Genomic DNA, 21,468 nt, shown 5'->3' with positions numbered 1-21,468 from the left:
GAATGCGACGGAGTAAGGAATACAATATTTATCTTTTTTTCTTACTTAACATAAAAATTAAAGCTTAAAGTATATTTGAGTATTTTAAACATATATTTAAATGTATTACGTAAAAAGGAGGATAGTTATGAGGAAGCAATTTCCATATACTTTATTTTTTAGTATTCTAATATTAATTTTTATGATAGTAGCACCAATGATTATTATTAAATCTATGCCAGTAAAGGCTAGTAGTGAAGAAGATAATTCATCTAGTATAAGTGAAAATAATAATTTAATAACCATAAATGGGAGTGAAAATATTAAAGTGTACATTACTAAAGAAGATAGAATGGAAGAAGTTCCTATTGAAGATTATGTGAAGAGTGTAGTTTCAGGAGAGATGCCAGCTAGTTTCAGTGATGAAGCATTAAAAGCACAAGCTGTTGCCGCAAGAACTTATATTATGTCTAAAAGATCTAGACCTTGTGATATAGCAAAGGGAGGAGATGTTTGTGACACAACTCATTGCCAAGTTTATATAAGTAAAGTAAGTAGATTAGAAAAATGGGAAGATAAGGCTACAGAAAATTGGGATAAAATATCAAAGGCAGTAGATGAGACTAAAGGGAAAGTTCTAACATATAATAATCAATTAGTTTTATATCCACAATTTTTCTCAACTAGTTCTGGAATGACAGAAAATGCTGTAGATGTTTTTTCAAATGATGTTCCATATCTTGTTTCTACAGAGAGTAAAGGGGAGGAAATAGCACCTAAATATGAATCAGAAATCCCGTTTAATATAAATGAATTTGTTAATAAAGTAAATGAAAAATATCCTGAAGCAGAATTAACAGTAGAGAATTTACAAGGCAATATAGAAATAATAAGTAGGAGTAGTGCAGGAGGAATTAAAGAAATAAGGCTTGGACAAACAAAGGTTAAGGGCTTAGATTTTAGATTATCCTTCGGATTAAATTCAACTAACTTTGAATACACAATAAGTAATGATCAGATATTATTTAAATGCAAGGGGTATGGTCATGGGGTCGGAATGAGCCAATGGGGAGCAAATGTTATGGCTAAAAGCGGATCTAATTATGAGGAAATATTAAAGCACTATTATAAGGGAATTGATTTAAAAGTAATAAAATTTAAGGAATAAAAAATAAATAGTAGTTACAAACAGTAAATAATATATTGTTAGTGTTTTGCTATTAAATATGAGTGTAGAAAAGATAATTAATGATTTTTTCTACACTCTTTTTATATAAATAGAAAATATTAATACATATAAATTAATGTTGGTAAATGTAGAAATTTGATGAAAACAAATCTTTTTGAAATTGTATTAATTTACTATAAAGGGCAAGAATACAAAAAGGAGGTGTTGATATGCATGTAAACAAAAAAGATAAGGTAAAAGACTTTTTTAGAAAGGAGGGCTTTTATTTAGTATTATTCCTTTGTTTATGCGTAATTGCTACTGTTGCGATTGTAACTACTAAGAGAAATAAATCATTAGAAGAAAGCAATAAGGCACAAAGTGAATTTACTTTAAATATTAATGAGAATGAAACTTCAGAGGTTAAAAAGCAAAATGCTGAAAGAGTAGAAGAAAATTCTGATAATGAATTGGCACAACAAGAAAGTGATGTAAATGTTTCAGCAGGTACTAATACTGAAGTAGTATTTTCTAATCCTATAGATGGGGTAGTTTCAAGAGGATATACATATCCAAAACCTCAATTAATGTCTGATGGAACTAGCAGAAATATAAGGGGAATTGATATTAGTGCGGCTGTAGGAAGCGAAGTTAAAGCTGCAGCTGTAGGAGAAGTAAAGGAAGTTTCAAGCAAAGTAGAAGAGGGTAATTATGTAGTTATTGCTCATGCAAATGGTTTATATACAAAGTATAGTAATTTATCAAATGATATAAAGGTAAATGTAGGAGATAGAGTAACAGAGGAAACTGTTATTGGAACTGTTGGAAATAGCTCTAAAATATTTACTAATAATGAGTTTGGTGACCACTTGAGTATTCAAGTACAAGATTCTTACGGAAAAGATCTTGACCCAACAGCATATTTTACATTTAAGGAAGAGTAATTAATAGATTATCAGTCATTAAATAGTGGCTGATAATCTAAAGATAAAATCAGATTTTATTTTTAAGAGGAGGTAATATTTTTGAAGGATTATATAGAAGAAAGAGTTTTAGAAGTAGCAAAATACATTATAGAGTCAAAGGACACTATTAGAAAAACTGCAAAAGTATTTGGTGTAAGTAAAAGTACAATCCATAAAGATATGACAGAAAGATTACCTAAGATAAATCCAACAATAGCTAAAGAAACACATTCAATATTAGAATTAAATAAAGCTGAAAGACATATTAGAGGTGGAAAAGCCACTAAAATGAAATATAAAGCTGCAGATCAATAGAAATTTTTTTATATTTTAAATAAAAATTATTTTAAAGTGAAAATAAATACAAAAATATTGAAGGTTTACCATATTCCATATATAATAAGAAATAGGGCAAATATTGTAAAATAATAAGCGTTTTATGAAATTATGTAGATTTAGATTAGGAGTGAACAAGGAATGTGGTTTTTTAAAAATAGGGGCGATTTAGGGATTGATTTAGGTACAGCTACAGTTTTAGTCTATTCTGAAGGCAAGGGTGTTATACTTAAGGAGCCATCAGTTGTAGCAATAAATAAAAATAATAATAAGGTACTTGCTGTAGGTGAAGAGGCTAGAAAAATGATTGGAAGAACTCCAGGGAATATTGTAGCAGTAAGACCATTAAAGGATGGGGTTATATCTGATTACGATATAACAGAGAAAATGTTAAAAGAATTTATAAAAAAAGCATATGGAAAAAGTAAAATAACAGCTCCTAACGTAATGATTTGTGTTCCATCTCAAGCAACAGAAGTAGAGAAAAGAGCAGTAATTGATGCTGCAAGAAATTCTGGAGCAAAAAAAGTACATTTAATTGAAGAACCTCTAGCAGCTGCTATTGGAGCAGGACTAGATATTACTAGGCCAAATGGGTCTATGGTAATTGATATTGGTGGTGGTACTACAGATATAGCGGTAATATCATTGGGGGGAGTAGTTGTAAGATCATCTATAAAAGTAGCTGGAGATACATTCGATGATGCTATAATTAAGTATGTTAGAAATAAATATAAAATAATGATAGGTGAAAAAACAGCAGAAGAATTGAAGGTTAGTATTGGTTCAGCATTTAAAGGGTCAAGAAATTTAACTGCAAGTATGAGGGGAAGAAATTTAATTACTGGATTACCAGATGAAATTTCTATTACATCTGACGAAATAAATGTTGCGTTAAAGGAATCTGTATCATTAATTGTTGAAAGTGTAAAATCAGTATTGGAAAAAACACCACCTGAGCTTGCTGCTGACATTATAGAAAAGGGAATTTTGATGACTGGTGGAGGCTCTTTATTACATGGATTAGATAAATTAATAGAGCATGAAACTGGAGTTAATGTTGAAATTGCAAATAATTCTATTGAGGCAGTAGCAGAAGGAACAGGCAAGGTTTTAGGATATTTAGATAAATTGGAACCAAATTTAATGGACAATGAAATTAGTTTAATTGAATAAATGTAATTTCTACATAATTTGTATAGTACTTAAGGAGCAGATTTGCTCCTTTTTTATTTTTTTTGTGATAAATTATATGAATACATAAGAGCTTTTGAAATTATTTTAGCCATTTCCATAATTAAATATAAACGAATACTTCTGCTTGTGAAGAATAAGGAGTTGTCACTTGAATCTACAACACCTATTATTGAATAATTACCTACTTCAGGTAGGATTTTACCAACTCCTTTGCCAGGATGAACTGGATAGTCTCTAATATGTATTTCACCAATAGAATCTTCTTCACTTAAGCAAGCATCTATACCAATAATAGTTGAATTTGGATGGAACTTATAAATAGAATTTAATTTTTCTTTTATATTTAATGCATGAATAGGAGATTCAAGGGTTCCAAATACAGGAAGCGGAAAATTGCTTTCTACTAAAAGAGTTCCTACAAGTGGGCCTAGACAGTCTCCAATGCATTTATCAGTGCCTATGCAAATTATTATAGTATTATCTTTAATATAGCCTTCAATTTTTTTTGCTATCTCAATATATGAATCAGAATTGTTATAGTGTATTTTATGTTTCACAAGATTCACCCCCCTAGTTATACAAATATATGCTGAAAAAATTGAAATATAATTAAATGTATAAAAAAACCTTAATAGGAAATTAATTAAATAAGGAGATGATAATTATGAAAAAAATATTAATTTATATATTTGCTATATTATTAGGAGCCAGTATCCCCATATACTTTTTGTTGATTTGGGAGCCTTTAAAAAGCGAAGAAGCTTTAAGTGAAAATATCATTAATATATCTACTGAGGATAAGTTGAATGAAAATACTAATTTACTAGCTGAAGAAGAAAAATTAATTTTAAAGCAAAAAGATAATCAAGAAAGCTTATTTAATTATTTAGAGGGCAATAGAAGAGAAAGTTTAAATTTAATTTTAAAAAAATTATCTATATTAGATATAGTAAAAGTTAATGAATATTTTTCGGATAAAAATAATGAGGAAAAGATAAAACAGGGAATTGAACTAGTTAAGAGAAGGTTATCTTCTTCTGATTATGATATATTTAAAAGTATAATACAAAATAAAGTAAACTCAACTTTTTTATAATAAGGTTAGATTTGATAATTAAAAAATAAATTTTTATTAAAAAGATATTAGTATTAAATAAGAGAAAATAAGAGCATTAGTGAATAATATAGATATAATTTTATTAAATGATTAAATATTGCACTTGAAATTAGGAAACAATAAATATATACTAGACAATGTCAGTTGAGGACGGCAAGTTTACTTAACTGAAATTAAATAGAATTAAATAAATTTGATATGGGGGAGTTCCCGAGTGGCCAAAGGGGGCAGACTGTAAATCTGTTACGTTATCGTTTCGATGGTTCGAATCCGTCCTCCCCCACCATTTAAAATTTATTTAATGAATATGCTGGCATGGCTCAACGGTAGAGCAGCTGACTTGTAATCAGCAGGTTGTAGGTTCGATTCCTATTGCCAGCTCCATAAAAATGGGGGAGTTCCCGAGTGGCCAAAGGGGGCAGACTGTAAATCTGTTACGTTATCGTTTCGATGGTTCGAATCCGTCCTCCCCCACCATTTTTAAATTTTTTTAATAAGTATGGAAGCATAGCTCAGCTGGGAGAGCATCTGCCTTACAAGCAGAGGGTCACAGGTTCGATCCCTGTTGTTTCCACCATTAATATGCTGGCATGGCTCAACGGTAGAGCAGCTGACTTGTAATCAGCAGGTTGTAGGTTCGATTCCTATTGCCAGCTCCATAATAAGGGGGAGTTCCCGAGTGGCCAAAGGGGGCAGACTGTAAATCTGTTACGTTATCGTTTCGATGGTTCGAATCCGTCCTCCCCCACCACAAAGACAAGATTAACTTCTTGTCTTTTTTTGTTGACTATTATGGATAAAGATGATATAATCTGTAAAGAAAAATTTGATATTAGTTCTTATCAAGAGAGGTGGAGGGAAAAGGGCCCTATGAAACCCGGCAACCTACTTCATTAATTTGAGTGTGGTGCCAATTCCAGCAATGTATTTTGCAAGATAAGAAAGAAAATGATTTTTAGCATCTCTTCTTATCGAAGAGATTTTTTTATTTTTAAAAATATACAAGTTTATAACTTGCTTTAGAATTAATATCAAATAAAATGAAAGGAGATATTAAGATGAAAAGATTATTTACTTCAGAATCAGTTACAGAAGGACATCCAGACAAAATTTGTGACCAAATTTCAGATGCTGTATTAGATAGCATTTTAGAAAAAGATCCTATGGCGAGAGTTGCATGTGAAACTGCTGTTACTACAGGAATGGTTTTAGTAATGGGGGAAATATCAACTAATTGTTATGTTGACATTCCAAAGCTAGTTAGAGAAACTGTTAAGAATATAGGTTATGATAGGGCTAAATATGGATTTGATTGTGAAACATGTTCAGTTTTAACTTCTATAGATGAACAGTCAGGGGATATAGCTATGGGAGTAGATGAGGCTTTTGAATCTAGAGCAGGAGAAAAGGATAATGTTGAAGCTGTGGGAGCCGGAGACCAAGGGATGATGTTTGGTTTTGCAACTAATGAAACAGAAGAATTTATGCCTTTACCAATAGCTACAGCTCATAGATTATCAAGGAGATTATCTGAAGTTAGAAAAAATGGAACTTTACCATATTTAAGACCTGACGGAAAAACTCAAGTTACAGTTGAATATGATGATAATAAAGTTGTAAGAATAGATACAATAGTTATATCAACACAACATAGTGAAGAAATTTCTCAAGAGCAAATAAGAGAAGATTTAATGGAATATGTTATTAAAGCAGTAGTTCCTTCAGAATTATTAGATGAAAAAACTAGATATTTTATTAATCCAACAGGAAGATTTGTAGTTGGTGGACCACAAGGAGACAGTGGATTAACTGGAAGAAAGATAATAGTTGATACTTATGGTGGATATGGAAGACATGGTGGCGGCGCTTTCTCAGGTAAAGATCCAACTAAGGTTGATAGATCAGCTGCATATGCAGCAAGATGGGTGGCAAAAAATTTAGTTGCTGCAGGAGTAGCAGATAAATTAGAAATTCAATTAGCTTATGCTATTGGAGTGGCTAAGCCGGTATCGATTGAAGTAGAAACTTTTGGAACAGGTAAAAAATCAGAAGAAGAAATAGTATCTATAGTAGAGAAGGTATTTGATTTAAGACCAGGTGCAATAATTAGAGACTTAGAGTTAAGAAGACCTATATATAAACAAACTGCAGCTTATGGACATTTTGGTAGAAATGATTTAAATTTACCTTGGGAACAGTTAAATAAAGTAGAAGAAATAAAAAAATATTTGCTATAGCATAATAAAAATAAGTATTTCATACCGAAATACTTATTTTTTTACTCTACATTATATATCTTATATTAATGTAGCTACCTTAGGTAGCTACATTTTTTATACTAATATTTTTCCGCTAACAATAACCTTTTTAATATTGATATCTTCATCAAATAATACTAAATCCGCATCATAGCCTTCCTTGATAAGACCTTTCCTATCTTCAACCTTACAGTGTCTTGCAGGATTGTAGCTAGCCATTTTTACAGCCTCATATAAAGGAAGTCCTACATTTTTATAAACATTTCTAACAGCCTTATCTAAAGTAAGAATTGAGCCAGCTAGACTTCCACTTAGTAATCTTGCAGCTCCTTCTTTAACAACTACATCTTGACCTCCTAAAGCATACATACCATCAGGCATTGCACAAGCCATCATAGCATCTGTAACTAATAGAACCTTATCAGGAGTCTTTTGATTGTAAGCTATTCTAAGAGAAGGATAAGAAACGTGAATTCCATCAGAGATAGTTTCAGTAGTAATTTCACTATCAAATATAGCGCCTACAACTCCTGGTTCTCTATGCGCAAAAGGAGTCATTGCATTGAAAAGATGTGTTGAGTGACCGCAACCACATTTTATTCCTTCCATAGCTTCTTCGTAAGTAGCTTTAGTATGTCCTATTGAGCAAACTATACCTCTTTGAGATAACTCTTTAATTAATTCTTTTGCACCAGGAACTTCAGGAGCAATAGTAATAGATACTACAGCATCTTCTGCATCTCCAACCATTGCTTTATAGTTTTCTAAAGTTGGAGGTATTAAGTAATTAGGATTTTGAGCACCAATAGCCTTTGGACTAATGAAAGGGCCTTCTAAATGAGCACCCAATACTATAGCACCATCAGTACCATTTTCCTTAGCATCTTTAATTACTTCCATTGATTTTCTAATATCTTCAACAGCAACAGTCATAGTAGTTGGTGTAAAAGAAGTAGTTCCGTGTTTTACTATTGTTTTTGCAATTTCATTAATAGCTTCAAAAGTTCCGTCCATTGTATCATGACCACCTGCACCATGAATGTGAACATCTATAAATCCAGGAGCTAAATATAAACCATTAGCATCTATTACTTCATCAACATCAGTGTTACTTGGATTTATTTCTTTAATTTTACCATTTTCAATTAAAACTGAACCATTTTCAATTTTATCAAGATATATTATATTACAATTTTTTATTAGCATATAAACACCTCCATGCTTTTTTATATTTTTATTATAACATATTTAAATAATATTAATTAAAAAAGCCAATCTTTATTATGTATTATTTGTTATATATTATATAATAAAATAATAGGAAATAAAATATTTTAAGTTTGGAGCGATAACATGGAAGATTGCATAAATGGAATAGTTGAATCTATTGTATTTAAAAGCGAAGATACTGGATATGTAGTATCTAAGATAAGAATGGAAAAGGAAGTTGTAAATGCAGTTGGAGTGGTTCCTTTTATGAGAGAAGGGCAACATGTTAGATTAAAGGGACAATGGGTAATTCATAAGCAATTTGGACGTCAGTTTAATATAGAGGAATATGAAGAAATATTACCAAGTTCCATTAAGGGAATAGAAAGATACTTAGCAACTGGTATAATAAGAGGAATAGGACCAATTACTGCAAAAAGACTAGTAGAGAGGTTTAAAGAAAAAACATTAGATATTTTAGATACAGATATAGATAGAATAAAAGGAATTGAAGGGATTGGAGAAAAGAAATTTGAAATTATTAAAGAATCCTATATAGAGCAAAGGGAATTAAAGGATATAATAATGTTTTTCCAAGGGCATGGAATGAGTACCAATCAATGTATAAAGATTTATAAAACTTTTGGAGAAAATTCTAAAGAAATAATAGTTGAAAATCCATACATACTTTCTGATGAAATTTCAGGAATTGGATTCCTTACAGCAGATAGAATAGCTAAAAGTCTTGGAGTTGAACCTACATCTCCCTTTAGAATACAAAGTGGGATTAGATATATATTAAATCAATTTTCTTCATCAGGAAATACTTTTATGCCTAAGGATGAGTTGATTAGAGAAACAAGTAAAATATTAGGGGCTACAGCTCAAATGGTGGAAGAAAGTTTATATAATTTATCTTTAGATTCTAAGATAAAGGTTGAGAAAATAGATGGGGTAGATTCTGTTTTTGCACTACCGTATTATTATTGCGAATTAGGAGTAACTAACAGAATAATAACCTTGAGTATGGAGAATTTTAGAAGTATAAATTCCGATATTGAGTTTGAAATAGGTGTATTTGAAAAAAAACACAATATAAAATTTGCACCGTCTCAAAAAGAAGCTATAGTAGGAGCCTTTGATAATGGAATAGAAATTATTACAGGAGGTCCAGGGACAGGTAAAACAACAATAATTAGAGCTATAATTGAAATATACGAAAATAATAATATGAAGGTAGTTTTAGGAGCGCCTACTGGAAGAGCAGCAAAAAGAATGAGTGAATCAACGGGTAGAGAGGCTAAAACAATACATAGATTACTAGAGATGGGAGTCAGTGAGGAAGGAAAGTCTTACTACAAATTAGGAGAAACTGAGCCATTAGAAGCTGATGTTATCATCATTGATGAAGCATCTATGATAGATGTAATGCTTATGCATAGTTTACTTAAAGCAATAAAACTAGGAACTAGAGTAATTATAGTTGGTGATGTTGATCAACTTCCATCTGTAGGAGCTGGTAATGTTTTAAAAGATTTAATAGAAAGTAAATTTATTAAGGTAGTTAGATTAAGAGATATATTTAGACAGGGAAAAGAAAGCTTAATTGTAACAAATGCGCATAAAATAAATAATGGAGAAATGCCAATATTAAATAGGAGAGATGGTGATTTCTTCTTTGAAAATAGAGAAGATGTAAATGAAATATTAAATACTATAATAGATTTAATAAATAGAAGACTTCCTAAGTTTAATACTAGTTGGGATAAATATAAAGATATTCAAATATTAACTCCTACAAGAAAGGGAATCTTAGGTGTACAAAATTTAAATAATGAACTTCAAAATGTATTGAATCCAAAGTCTAAAGTTAAAAAGGAAAAAGAGTTAAAGGATGTTACCTTTAGAGAAGGAGATAAGGTAATGCAAACAAAGAATAATTACTCTTTAAAGTGGGTTAGAATTAATGGAGATGGAGATAATGAAGGCGTAGGAGTATTTAATGGGGACATGGGATTCATAGAAAGTATAAATGAAGAAGATAAGACATTAACAGTTATTTTTGATGATGAAAGAAAGGTAATATATGATTATATTTATTTGGATGAACTAGAACTAGCTTATGCAATAACTATCCATAAAAGCCAAGGTAGTGAATTTAAAGTTATTATAACACCAGCATTTATGGGATCACCACTTTTAATGAATAAAAATTTATTATATACCGCTATAACTAGAGCTAAAGAACTAGTGGTTGTTGTTGGTATTCCTAAAGCACTGCAATATATGATTACTAATGATAAGAGTGTAAGTAGGTATTCTTCATTAAAAAATAGAATTTTAGATATTACTAATAATGAAATATTTAGTGAATAGGAGAATTTTAATGTTAGATAATAAATTAATAAACCTAAAAGAGTTTAATAATTGTACGTCTAAAATAAACAAGTGGTATAACAAGCAGTCAAAAATATTAAGTGTCATAACTAATCCATATAATACAACATTAATTTTTACAAATATAATAAAATTACTATTAAAAGAAAATAAAAAAATTTTGTATATATGGAATGGAGAAAACTATAATAGAGAAATATTAGAAGCTCTTAAAAAAGATGAATTAAATTTTAAATATTCATATATTGAAGATAAAGAAGGTAGTGAAAATTTAGTTTTTATTAATTTTAAAAATATAAAGAGTATAAAAGAGTATTATGATCTTTGTATAATTGATGATATAAGTAATTATTCAATATTTTCAAAGGAAGAGTTAAGAGAATGTATTGAGTATATATACGTTTATTCTAAGAGGATTATATCTTATGGAATAGAAAAAATAATTAATATGGGAATGTCTTTTGAAATTTCAGACTTAATTAGAACTAAAGTTTTTGTTGAACCAAGAATAATAACAACAAGAGTAAAATTAGATGAAGATATGCCCTATACTCTTTACGATTATCTAATGTGGTTTAAAAGTAATAATAAAAAGGTAATTATTTATGTTCCCACTGAAGAAAAAATAAATAAAGTATATAACTACTATACAAATGATTTGAAAATAAAGGATACAAAAATAATAAAATATTTAAAAAAAGAATCTATTAAGCAAATAGACTACATTTACAAAGTAAAGAATAAAAGTGCATTTGTAATTACTAATAATATAAGAGAATATACAAAGGGTGAAGATAATATTGATATAGTAGCATTATTTGCCGATGAAAGTTTCTATAATTATAAAAAAATAATCTATTTCTGTGCAGATGTAGGAAAAGCTACAAAAAACCTAGGTGAAGTACTTTTAGTTGGGAAAGATATTTCAAGAGATATGGATTTATCAAAGGATATAGCAAGGAGTTATAATAAAAATATATGGGAAAAAGGATTATTGAATTACTAATAACCTTAAAAGATGAAATCTTAGATATAATTTACCCGCCTAAAAATACTTGTATTATTTGTGAAAATGAGTTTGCTGGTATATGTCCAATATGTGAAGGAAAGATACAAAGAGTAAAAGATGATGACGAAATTCTTTCTTATGGGTATTATAGTGGTGTGTTAAAAAAATTAGTACTAGAATTTAAATATAAGAAAAACTTTATAGCGGGAAATGTGTTAGTGGAATTTTTATATGAATTAATTGATAAAAAGAATATAAAGATAGATGCTATAGTTTTTATTCCAAGTAGCAAAAAAGCTTTAAAGGAAAGAGGATTTAACCAATGTGAATATTTGGCTAAAGAAATAAGTAAAAAATTAAGAGTAAATTTATATAAAGATATAATAAAGGTTAAAAATACAAAAGAACAAAAGCTTTTATCAAAAGAAGATAGATATAAAAATATTAAGGATGCATTTGCTTTAAAAAGTGAAAAAAATATTAAAAATAAACATTTGTTACTTATTGATGATGTTATTACAACGGGTGCCACATTATATGAATGTGAAAAATTGCTGAAAAAAAGTGGAGCATCATCCATAAAAATATTGACAGTTGCTAAAAGTTATATATAATAATAGAGTAAAGATAGGTCTGTGGATGAAAGTCGATGCCAGTCGCAGGCAAAACGATCCACGTAAGTTTGGAAAAATTCCTAATGAGCATGGTGCGGTGTAGAAGTAAGTCCTACCAAGAAATTGAGAGGGTTAGTAGTGAGGGGTTAAGTCCTAGTAGCAAAAGCTCCAGTAGGCGAGTGTGGGGTCAAAGTCCAGGTCAGCTATTTTTACAAAATAGTAGCTATTAGTAAGACTAATGGCTCTTTTTTTTATTTTTAAAAGATTAGCATGAATTATAAATATAGTATATATTCTTGTATTTATGGAATAATTAAAGAGTGAATTTTCTGATAAATAATATATAAGCCTTGATAAAAACGATTACTTAATGGTATAATGTATACATAACAAAAACAAAATAATTCTACAGATTAAGCTTTTAAGCTTATAGAGAGGGGATGAACTTTTATGAGAGTTTCAGTAATAGCAAAAAATACTACAGTTACACCAGCATTAAAGGATATGATAGAAAAGAAGTTGTCTAAAGTTAAGAGGTACTTTAACCCAGATGTAGAAGCTAAGGCTACTTTGTCAGTACAAAAAAGTAAACAAAAAATTGAAATTACAATACCTTTTAATGGTGTTATACTTAGAGCTGAAGAAGCTACAGATGATATGTATAAGTCAATTGATTTAGTAGTTAACAAGCTAGAAAGGCAAATTAGAAAACAAAAAACAAAGTTATCTAGAAAAAATCATGAATCTCTAAGATTCTCTCAATTAGATGAAGTTGCCTTTGAAGATGAAGATGATAAAATAGAAGAGGAAAATGGAAAAGTTGTAAAAATTAAAAAATTTGGTATTAAGCCTATGTCAGTAGAAGAAGCTATACTTCAAATGGAGTTAATAGGACATAACTTTTTTGTATTCCAGGACTTTGAAGAAAATAAAATTAGTGTTCTATATAAGAGAAAAGATGGAGATTATGGTCTTTTAGAACCAGATTATATCTAATAAATAAAATGTAAATAGTAAAATATAAGAAGGAAGTGCTTAAACACTTCCTTTTTAGTTATAAATTTATTAAAAAATAACATATTTGTTGAATTAATTGTTAGTAAAATGGTATAATTTATTAATGAAATTCGATAACCTATAAATAACTAAAATATATATGTGGAAGGAAAATTATTATGGGATTTTTGGAAAAGATATTTGGGTCTTATAGTGAAAGAGAAGTTAAGAAGTTAGAAAAGATTGCAGATAAAATAGAAGCTTTAGATGAATCAATGCAAAAATTATCAGATGAAGAACTAAAGGCTAAAACTGATGAATTTAAATCTAGACTTAAAAATGGGGAAACCTTAGATGATATATTACCAGAAGCTTTTGCGGTATGTAGAGAAGCTGCATGGAGAACTTTAGGAATGAAGCATTATAGAGTTCAACTTATAGGAGGTATGGTTCTACATCAAGGAAGAATAGCAGAAATGAAAACCGGTGAAGGTAAAACTCTTGTTGCTACACTTCCATTATATTTAAATGCCTTAACTGGAGAAGGAGTTCACTTAGTAACAGTAAATGATTACTTAGCACAAAGAGATATTGAGTGGATGGGACAATTATATCATTTCCTTGGCCTAACTACAGGATGTATAGTTCATGGACTAAACTCTGAACAAAGAAGAGCTGCTTATGGAGCAGATATAACTTATGGAACAAATAATGAATTCGGTTTTGATTACTTAAGAGATAATATGGTAATTTATAAGGAAGAAAGAGTTCAAAGAAAATTAAACTTTGCTGTTGTAGACGAAGTTGACTCTATTCTTATAGACGAAGCTAGAACACCACTTATAATCTCAGGTGCTGGAGAAAAATCAACTAAATTCTATAATGTTGCAGATAATTTTGTAAAACAATTATTAGCTGATACAGATTATACTATAGATGAAAAAGCTAACTCTGTTATGTTAACTGATTCAGGAGTTTCTAAGGCTGAAAAAGCTTTTGGAATAGATAACTATGCTGATGCAGAACATTTAGAGTTACAACACTATATAACTCAAGCTTTAAAGGCTAACTATGGAATGAAAAGAGATAAGGACTACATGGTTAAAGATGGTCAAGTAATTATAGTTGACGAATTTACGGGTAGACTTATGGAAGGAAGAAGATATTCAGATGGTCTTCACCAAGCAATAGAAGCTAAAGAAGGAGTAAAGATTGAAAGAGAATCTAAGACTTTAGCTACAATCACATTCCAGAATTACTTTAGAATGTATAATAAATTATCTGGTATGACTGGTACTGCTTTAACAGAAGAAAATGAATTTAGAGAAATTTATGCTTTAGACGTTATAGTTGTACCTACTAATAGATCAGTGGCAAGAATAGATAAAAGTGATTTAATTTATAAAAATACTAAGGGGAAATATAATTCAATTATAGAAGATATAATTGAATGTAATAAAAAAGGTCAACCAGTTTTAGTAGGAACCGTAAGCATAGAAAAATCTGAATATCTATCTGCTTTATTAAAGAAGAGAGGTATTAAACATCAAGTACTAAATGCTAAATACCATGAACAAGAAGCAGAAATTATATCTCATGCAGGAGAATTAGGAAGCGTAACAATAGCGACTAATATGGCTGGTAGAGGTACAGATATTAAGTTAGGTGAAGGTGTTAAAGAAGTTGGTGGCTTAAAGATAATAGGTACAGAAAGACATGAGTCAAGAAGAATAGATAACCAATTAAGAGGTAGATCTGGTCGTCAAGGAGACCCTGGTGAATCAGTATTCTATATTTCACTTGAAGATGATTTAATGAGAATATTTGGATCAGAAAAGATTCAAGGTTTAATGGATAAATTAGGCTTAGAGGAAGATGAAGCTATTGATCACAAGATGGTAAGCAAAGCACTTGAAAATGCTCAAAAGAAGGTTGAAGGTAATAATTTTGATATCAGAAAGAACCTTATAGGTTATGATGATGTTATGAATATGCAAAGAGAGGTTATTTATAAGCAAAGATCTGAAGTGCTTGAAGGAAAAGACTTAAAAGAGCAAATTCAAGGAATGGTTAAGGAATTAGTTTCTGATGCTGTAAAAGCTCATTTAGATAATGTTACAGATAGTCTTGAAAAAGAAATAGAAAGATTAATTCAGTATTTAGAAGATATATGTTTACCAAGCAAAGCAGTTAAGGTAGAAAATTTAATAGATTTATCTAATGATGAAATTACAGAAAAGTTATTAGATATATTAATGAAAATTTATCATGAAAAAGAAGAAGAGTTTGGTGAAGAACATTTTAGAGAAATAGAAAGAGTTATTCTTCTAAGAGTAGTTGACCAAAAGTGGATGGATCATATTGATAATATGGACCACTTAAAGCAAGGTATAGGTCTTAGAGCTTATAAGCAAATGGATCCAATACAAGCATACCAAATGGAAGGTAGTGCTATGTTTGAAGAAATGATCGAGGGAATAAAAGTAGATACAGTTAAGTTCCTATATCATATCCAAATTCAAAAACCTGTTGAAAGAGAAAGAGTAGCCGAAGAAACTACTGCAAGCCATGGTGGAGAAGATGGAGATTCTAAAAAACAACCAGTTAGGAATGAAAATAAAGTTGGCAGAAACGATGCATGCCCATGTGGAAGTGGAAAAAAATATAAAAATTGTTGTGGAAGAGAAGCATAGGGTGCTATCGCACAATTAAAAATTAAGAATGAATAATGAAGAATTAAAGAAGTAATTTAAGGGGCTGTCTTATTAAAAAGAAATATCGCAGTATATTATGTAATTATTAAAAAATATATTGTATATAAATTTCTTAGTGAGGCAGCCTCTATTTATGAATGTGAAATTAATAATTAAAATAAAATGTAATTAAAGAAATTCAGTTTACTGAATTTCATCTAAAATTATTAATTATGCATTATCAACTATCAATTGTAAAGGTGTGATGTTATGATAATTAAGCTAGAAGCAGAATTAGCTAAGCTTACAGATATTAAAAAATTTATAGAAGAAATGAGGGCTTCTCTTTGACAAAGAAGCTTTAGAAAAACAACTTCAAGAATTAGAGCTTCAAATGCAAGAGTCAGGCTTTTGGGATGATGTAAAGAGGGCAGAAGAAGTTACTAAGGAAAGTAAAAGAATAAAAGATAAGATAGATAGATTTGATAACTTAGTTAATAGGGTTGAAGATGTAGAGATACTATCTGATTTAGTTGAAGAAGATGATAATGATTCAATTAATGAGGTTATTAAGGAAATTAGATCAATAGAAAAAGATGTAGAGGAATATAGAATAGAACTTTTATTATCTGGTGAATATGATAGGAATGATGCTATTTTAACACTACATGCAGGTGTTGGTGGCAGTGATGCTAATGATTGGACTGAAATGTTACTTAGAATGTATACTAGATGGTCTGAAAAGAAGGGCTTTTCTATAGAAACTTTAGATTATCTTGAAGGTGATGAAGCAGGAATAAAAAGTGTTACCTTAAAAGTTAAGGGAGAGTTTGCTTATGGGTATTTAAAGGCTGAAAAGGGAGTTCATAGATTAGTAAGAATATCTCCTTTTAACGCTAATGGCAAAAGACAAACGTCTTTTGCATCTGTGGAAGTTTTACCTGAACTTACAAAGGATCAAGATATTGAAATAAGAAGTGAAGATTTAAAAGTAGATACTTATAGGGCAAGTGGAGCTGGTGGGCAACATGTCAATAAAACAGAGTCTGCTATAAGGATAACACATATTCCAACTGGAATTGTAGTTCAATGCCAAAGTGAAAGAAGTCAATTTTCAAATAGGGATACTGCTATGTCTATGCTTAAATCTAAGCTTATAGATTTAAAGGAAAGAGCCCATAAAGAGAAAATAGAGGATTTAACTGGAGAGTTAAAGGATATGGGATGGGGAAGCCAAATAAGATCTTATGTATTCCATCCTTATAATATGGTTAAGGATCACAGAACTGGTGAAGAAACATCAAACTTAAATGCAGTTATGAATGGAGAAATAGATAATTTTATAACAGCATATTTAAGAAAGAAAGAATAGAATAAGATTGCTTAGCAATCTTATTCTATTCTTTTCTTTTTAAAATAATTTATAAACGGTGCTGACACTAAAAATCCAAATAATATAGAAAATATTAATATAGATAATTTTCCATAGAAGAACTTTGTTATTAAGTTGTAGGAGGATTCAAATATTTTATCTTCTATAACGCTATAAGCACTGTTAATAGAATTAAGATCAATATATTCAACTTTATCATTAGGCGTATGAATTTTACTTACATCAGCATGACAAAAGCTTAAGGAATCAATTCCTAGATCATTAAAGCTTGCATGATCACTAGAATTTTCATATTTTACAACAGTTTCTACATTATTAGATTTAGCTATTTTTTCAATTGATTTAAGTAGCTTAGAATCTTTATCTTTATAGGTTGTTCCTAGCATTAAAGTAAGCGGAAAATCTTTACTTCCTATCATATCAAAATTAATAACCTCAGCGCCTTTTAACTTATCTATATTTTTTTCCGCAAAGGCTTTAGAACCTAAAAGTCCAAATTCTTCAGCATTTAAAGCAACAAAAATAATATCTCTTTTTGGCTTACCATAAGTAGATAAAGATCGTTGAAGTTCTAATAAAAATGAAGTTCCAGATGCATTATCTAAAGCTCCACCATAGAGGTTTTTAAGGGCATCTTTTCCTAAATGATCAAAATGAGCTGTCAGAACTAATGGAGGAAGAGTATTAGAGGTACCTTTAATAACCCCAACAACATTAGAAATTTCTTTTTCTTCAGATGAAAATGGAATGTTAACTGAAATAGAAGCTCCTTCTCTTAAAGAATCTAAAATCTTATTATAAGAATTTTTGTTTAAGAGAATCATCATATCATATGGAAAGCTACTTATAAATGAACTTCTAAATGAAAAAGTATCATCAGGAGACAAATAAAATAAGCAATTGCCTTGAGATGTAGTAGCTTCTATATAGTTTGAAAATAAGTTTATTTTATCTTCCTTTGAGAAGGTTAAATTAGTATTTTTAAAGTTTATCATATCTTCCTTAAAATCAACACCATAATTTAAGTTTTCTTCGAATCCATCATCATAAGATATTTTTAAGTAAGGAACACTATTATTATTAACTGGAGATATAACATTATAGCTTTCCTTATAGTCATCATTAAGTGGAGTTAGTTTATTGTTTTGGAAGTTAATTCTAATTAATTCTTCTACTAAAGAATTTTCCTTACTTCCAGCTAGCCTACCTCCATAGGTACTAGAAGATAAGATAGCTATGCTTTCCTTTACATTATCAGCATTAAAAGGTGAATATGTAAAATTAGAAAATATTGATAAAGATAATAGTATTATTGTAGTTAATAAAGAGACATAATAAATTAATTTTTTTTTCATAAAAATACCTCGAAAAATAGTTATATTTAATACTATTAATCAAGGCTTTGAAATATAACAAATATAAATTTAAAATAATTTAAGCTCTTTTATAAATAAGATCTATAAATCCATGAATTAAAGAAAATAATATACAGATATAAATGAAAATATTTATCTGATTAGTAATTATTGAAAAAACTCCACCAACGATAAAACTGAATAATATTATACAGTTTATAAATTTAGATAGTCCAGATTTACCTAATATTATTTCTTTAGTAGAGGAAATTAATATTAAAATAAGTGTTAAAAAATATAAAACATATTTTAAGGTATTGGAGAAATCAATAATATAATATTGATTCAATATAATAAAAACAATGAAAAAAACAAGAAGTATATTGATTATTTTATTTATAAACATTGAAAATTTATTCATATCATCACCTAATTGTAAATTTTTTACAATTATAATTATATACTTAATTTTACATAATATCAAGTCGATAATTTTATAAAAATAGTAAATTGTATTATAATAATATTATTATGTAAAATTTCATTAGGAGGAAGTTTATGGTTGATATAGTAGGTAGACTAGCGGGGGAACTAAATATAAGTTTAACTCAAGTAAATAACGTTATTTCATTACTTGATGATGGAAATACTGTTCCTTTTATTTCAAGATATAGAAAGGAGCAAACAGGAGCATTAAGTGATGAGGTTTTAAGAAAATTTCAAGAGAGATTAATTTATCTTAGAAACTTAAAAGAAAGAAAAGAAGATGTATTGAGACTTATAGAGGAACAAGGAAAACTAACTGAAGAAATTCAAAAGTCTTTAGAAAAAGCGATGACTTTGACTGAAGTTGAAGATATTTATAGACCATATAAACAAAAGAAAAGGACTAGGGCGACGATAGCCTTAGAAAAGGGATTAAAACCTTTAGCGGAAGTTTTATTATCTGGAGACTTTAAGGATGATTTAAAAAAAGAAGCTTTAAAATACATTAATGAAGATAAATCTGTAAATTCAGAAGAGGATGCTTTAAATGGAGCCTTAGATATAATAGCAGAAGAAATATCAGATGAAGCTAAATATAGAAAGTGGATAAGAAATTTAGTATTTAGAGAAGGTAAAATTGAATCAAAGGGGCAAAGTGAAGAACATACTCCTTTCGAAATGTACTATGAATATAGTGAAGAAGTCTCAAAGATACCACCACATAGAATTTTAGCTATAAATAGAGGGGAAAAAGAAAAAGTTTTAAGTGTAAAAATAGTTGTAAATGAAGAAAAAATTATTAGCTATTTAGAAAATGAAATATTAAAGAAAAATAATATAACAGATGAATATTTAAAAATTGCCATTAAAGATTCTTTAAAGAGACTAATTTATCCATCTATAGAAAGAGAAGTTAGAAATGAACTAACAGATAAAGGCGAAGAAGGAGCAATAAAAATATTTAAGGAAAACCTAAAGTCACTATTGATGCAGCCACCTATTAAGGGGAAGGTTGTTATGGGATATGATCCTGGATTTAGAACAGGATGTAAAGTAGCTATATTAGATAGCACAGGAAGATTTTTGGAAAATACTACTGTATATCCAACTGCTCCTCAAAATAAAATTAAAGAAACTAAAGAAGTGTTAAAAAGATTAATTAATAAACATAATGTTGAAGTTATTTCTTTAGGAAATGGAACTGCATCGAGAGAATCCGAAGAAGTAATTTCAGAAGTAATTTCAGAAATAAAAAAAGAAAATGGAAAAGAAGTAGCTTATGTAATAGTATCAGAAGCAGGGGCATCTGTTTATTCCGCCTCTGAGCTTGCAACTAAAGAATATCCAGATTTAGATGTTACAGTTAGAGGGGCTATATCAATAGGTAGAAGGTTACAAGATCCAATGGCAGAATTAGTTAAGATAGATCCAAAAGCACTAGGAGTAGGTCAATATCAACATGATGTTACTCCTAAAAGATTAGATGAATCATTAACAGGAGTAGTTGAAGATTCCGTTAATAAGGTAGGGGTTGATTTGAATACTGCTACACCATCATTACTTACTTATATTGCAGGAATAAATGCAAGCATTGCTAATAATATAGTTCTTTATAGAGATGAGGTTGGTGGATTTAAAACTAGAAAAGAGCTTTTAAAAGTTAAGAGACTTGGACAAAAGGCATATGAGCAATGTGCAGGATTTTTAAGAGTTATGGAAAGTAAGGAACCTTTAGATAATACTTCAGTTCATCCAGAATCCTATGAAGTAGCTAGAAATTTAATAACTTTACTTGGATATAGTAATAATGATTTAAAAGAAAATAATCTTAGTGATATAGATGAAAGAGTAAAGGAAAAAGGAATAAAAAATATAGCTAATGAATTAGAAGTTGGTGAACTTACTTTAGAAGATATTATTAAAGAACTTAAAAAACCAGGAAGAGATATAAGAGAAGAAATGCCAAAACCAATTTTAAAAACTGGTGTAATAGATCTTAAAGATTTAAGTGAAGGTATGATTCTTATGGGAACTGTAAGAAATGTATCAGACTTTGGAGCTTTTGTAGACATAGGTGTCCATCAAGATGGTTTAGTCCATAAAAGCCAAATGGCTGATAGATTTGTAAAGCATCCGTTAGATATAGTTAAGGTTGGAGATATAGTAAAAGTTAAAATTTTAGAAGTAGATCCTAAAAGACATAGAATTTCTTTATCTATGAAGGGAATAAAAGAAGAAGATTGTTAAAAAAAATCTTGTCAAAGATTACAAAGAGGAATATAATAAAAGTGTAAAT

The 21,468-nt window shown here is 29.2% G+C and carries 16 protein-coding genes, 6 tRNA genes and 1 riboswitch; of the genes, 19 read left to right on the top strand and 3 right to left on the bottom strand.

Annotated elements, in window-relative coordinates:
• Positions 1–127: 127 nt before the first annotated feature.
• From spoIID to mreB, 4 genes are all read left to right on the top strand, one after another.
• Entirely contained in the window at positions 128–1,147 is a 1,020-nt protein-coding gene (gene spoIID / locus BN6774_RS16590; RefSeq protein ID WP_066895773.1) for a stage II sporulation protein D, read from the top strand.
• Between the two features lie 230 nt (positions 1,148–1,377).
• Positions 1,378–2,091: a peptidoglycan DD-metalloendopeptidase family protein gene (locus BN6774_RS16585; RefSeq protein WP_066895772.1), complete on the top strand. Its 714-nt coding sequence runs from the start codon at positions 1,378–1,380 to the stop codon at positions 2,089–2,091.
• Between the two features lie 81 nt (positions 2,092–2,172).
• The gene (spoIIID, locus tag BN6774_RS16580; protein ID WP_066895771.1) at positions 2,173–2,427 is read left to right on the top strand and encodes a sporulation transcriptional regulator SpoIIID; all 255 of its coding nucleotides are present in this window, start codon (positions 2,173–2,175) and stop codon (positions 2,425–2,427) included.
• A gap of 162 nt (positions 2,428–2,589) precedes the next feature.
• Positions 2,590–3,624 carry a rod shape-determining protein MreB gene (gene mreB, locus BN6774_RS16575; protein ID WP_066895769.1) on the top strand — a complete coding sequence of 345 codons (1,035 nt, stop codon included), beginning with the start codon at positions 2,590–2,592 and terminating at the stop codon, positions 3,622–3,624.
• A gap of 53 nt (positions 3,625–3,677) precedes the next feature.
• Here the strand turns inward: mreB and yyaC are convergent, their stop codons facing one another.
• Positions 3,678–4,202 (bottom strand): spore protease YyaC, encoded by a 525-nt coding sequence (gene yyaC / locus BN6774_RS16570; RefSeq protein WP_084767084.1) that lies wholly within the window; start codon positions 4,200–4,202, stop codon positions 3,678–3,680.
• Between the two features lie 107 nt (positions 4,203–4,309).
• On the opposite strand from yyaC, the gene BN6774_RS16565 reads away from it, so the two are divergent.
• The 8 genes from BN6774_RS16565 to metK all read left to right on the top strand — a co-directional run bounded on the left by BN6774_RS16565 (position 4,310) and on the right by metK (position 6,999).
• Positions 4,310–4,741, top strand: coding sequence for a hypothetical protein (locus BN6774_RS16565; protein WP_066895765.1), 432 nt, complete (start codon positions 4,310–4,312; stop codon positions 4,739–4,741).
• Between the two features lie 221 nt (positions 4,742–4,962).
• Positions 4,963–5,048, top strand: a tRNA-Tyr gene (locus BN6774_RS16560).
• A 23-nt stretch (positions 5,049–5,071) separates the two neighbouring features.
• Positions 5,072–5,146 (top strand) — tRNA-Thr (locus tag BN6774_RS16555).
• Positions 5,147–5,153: 7 nt separating this feature from the next.
• Positions 5,154–5,239: transfer RNA gene (locus tag BN6774_RS16550), tRNA-Tyr, on the top strand.
• A gap of 24 nt (positions 5,240–5,263) precedes the next feature.
• Positions 5,264–5,339: transfer RNA gene (locus tag BN6774_RS16545), tRNA-Val, on the top strand.
• 7 nt (positions 5,340–5,346) lie between these two features.
• A tRNA-Thr gene (locus BN6774_RS16540) sits at positions 5,347–5,421 on the top strand.
• A 6-nt stretch (positions 5,422–5,427) separates the two neighbouring features.
• Positions 5,428–5,513: transfer RNA gene (locus tag BN6774_RS16535), tRNA-Tyr, on the top strand.
• A gap of 85 nt (positions 5,514–5,598) precedes the next feature.
• Positions 5,599–5,705: riboswitch (SAM riboswitch) on the top strand.
• A 115-nt stretch (positions 5,706–5,820) separates the two neighbouring features.
• A complete protein-coding gene (gene metK, locus BN6774_RS16530; RefSeq protein WP_066895763.1) occupies positions 5,821–6,999 on the top strand; it encodes a methionine adenosyltransferase in 1,179 nt (392 codons plus the stop codon).
• 96 nt (positions 7,000–7,095) lie between these two features.
• Here the strand turns inward: metK and nagA are convergent, their stop codons facing one another.
• On the bottom strand, positions 7,096–8,226 hold the full coding sequence (gene nagA, locus BN6774_RS16525) for an N-acetylglucosamine-6-phosphate deacetylase (RefSeq protein WP_066895761.1): 1,131 nt from the start codon (positions 8,224–8,226) through the stop codon (positions 7,096–7,098).
• A 147-nt stretch (positions 8,227–8,373) separates the two neighbouring features.
• On the opposite strand from nagA, the gene recD2 reads away from it, so the two are divergent.
• From recD2 to prfB, 6 genes are all read left to right on the top strand, one after another.
• Positions 8,374–10,605, top strand: a complete 2,232-nt coding sequence (gene recD2 / locus BN6774_RS16520) for an SF1B family DNA helicase RecD2 (RefSeq protein ID WP_066895760.1) — start codon at positions 8,374–8,376, stop codon at positions 10,603–10,605.
• A 10-nt stretch (positions 10,606–10,615) separates the two neighbouring features.
• The gene (locus BN6774_RS16515) at positions 10,616–11,632 is read left to right on the top strand and encodes a hypothetical protein (protein WP_066895759.1); all 1,017 of its coding nucleotides are present in this window, start codon (positions 10,616–10,618) and stop codon (positions 11,630–11,632) included.
• The gene (locus tag BN6774_RS16510) at positions 11,605–12,249 is read left to right on the top strand and encodes a ComF family protein (RefSeq protein ID WP_066895758.1); all 645 of its coding nucleotides are present in this window, start codon (positions 11,605–11,607) and stop codon (positions 12,247–12,249) included. Before BN6774_RS16515 ends, BN6774_RS16510 begins: the two co-directional genes overlap by 28 nt.
• 450 nt (positions 12,250–12,699) lie before the next feature.
• Positions 12,700–13,245 carry a ribosome hibernation-promoting factor, HPF/YfiA family gene (gene hpf, locus BN6774_RS16500; RefSeq protein WP_066895753.1) on the top strand — a complete coding sequence of 182 codons (546 nt, stop codon included), beginning with the start codon at positions 12,700–12,702 and terminating at the stop codon, positions 13,243–13,245.
• 179 nt (positions 13,246–13,424) lie between these two features.
• A complete protein-coding gene (gene secA, locus BN6774_RS16495; protein WP_066895752.1) occupies positions 13,425–15,938 on the top strand; it encodes a preprotein translocase subunit SecA in 2,514 nt (837 codons plus the stop codon).
• A gap of 270 nt (positions 15,939–16,208) precedes the next feature.
• Positions 16,209–17,310 (top strand): peptide chain release factor 2 gene (gene prfB / locus BN6774_RS16490; RefSeq protein WP_106404284.1). Its coding sequence is split into 2 segments (ribosomal slippage): positions 16,209–16,286 and positions 16,288–17,310, totalling 1,101 coding nucleotides; the frame shifts between segments, so codons are not numbered across the junction.
• Positions 17,311–17,330: 20 nt separating this feature from the next.
• Here the strand turns inward: prfB and BN6774_RS16485 are convergent.
• Complete coding sequence (locus BN6774_RS16485) at positions 17,331–18,686, bottom strand: M28 family metallopeptidase (protein WP_066895749.1); 1,356 nt, start codon at positions 18,684–18,686, stop codon at positions 17,331–17,333.
• A gap of 558 nt (positions 18,687–19,244) precedes the next feature.
• Here BN6774_RS16485 and BN6774_RS16475 point away from each other — a divergent pair.
• Entirely contained in the window at positions 19,245–21,419 is a 2,175-nt protein-coding gene (locus BN6774_RS16475) for a Tex family protein (protein WP_066895748.1), read from the top strand.
• The last annotated feature ends 49 nt before the right edge of the window (positions 21,420–21,468 follow it).

This window comes from Clostridium nigeriense, assembly GCF_900086595.1.
GTDB lineage: Bacteria > Bacillota > Clostridia > Clostridiales > Clostridiaceae > Clostridium > Clostridium nigeriense.
The sequence above is the reverse complement of the archived record's forward strand: the minus strand, read 5'-3'. Positions and strand labels throughout refer to the sequence as shown.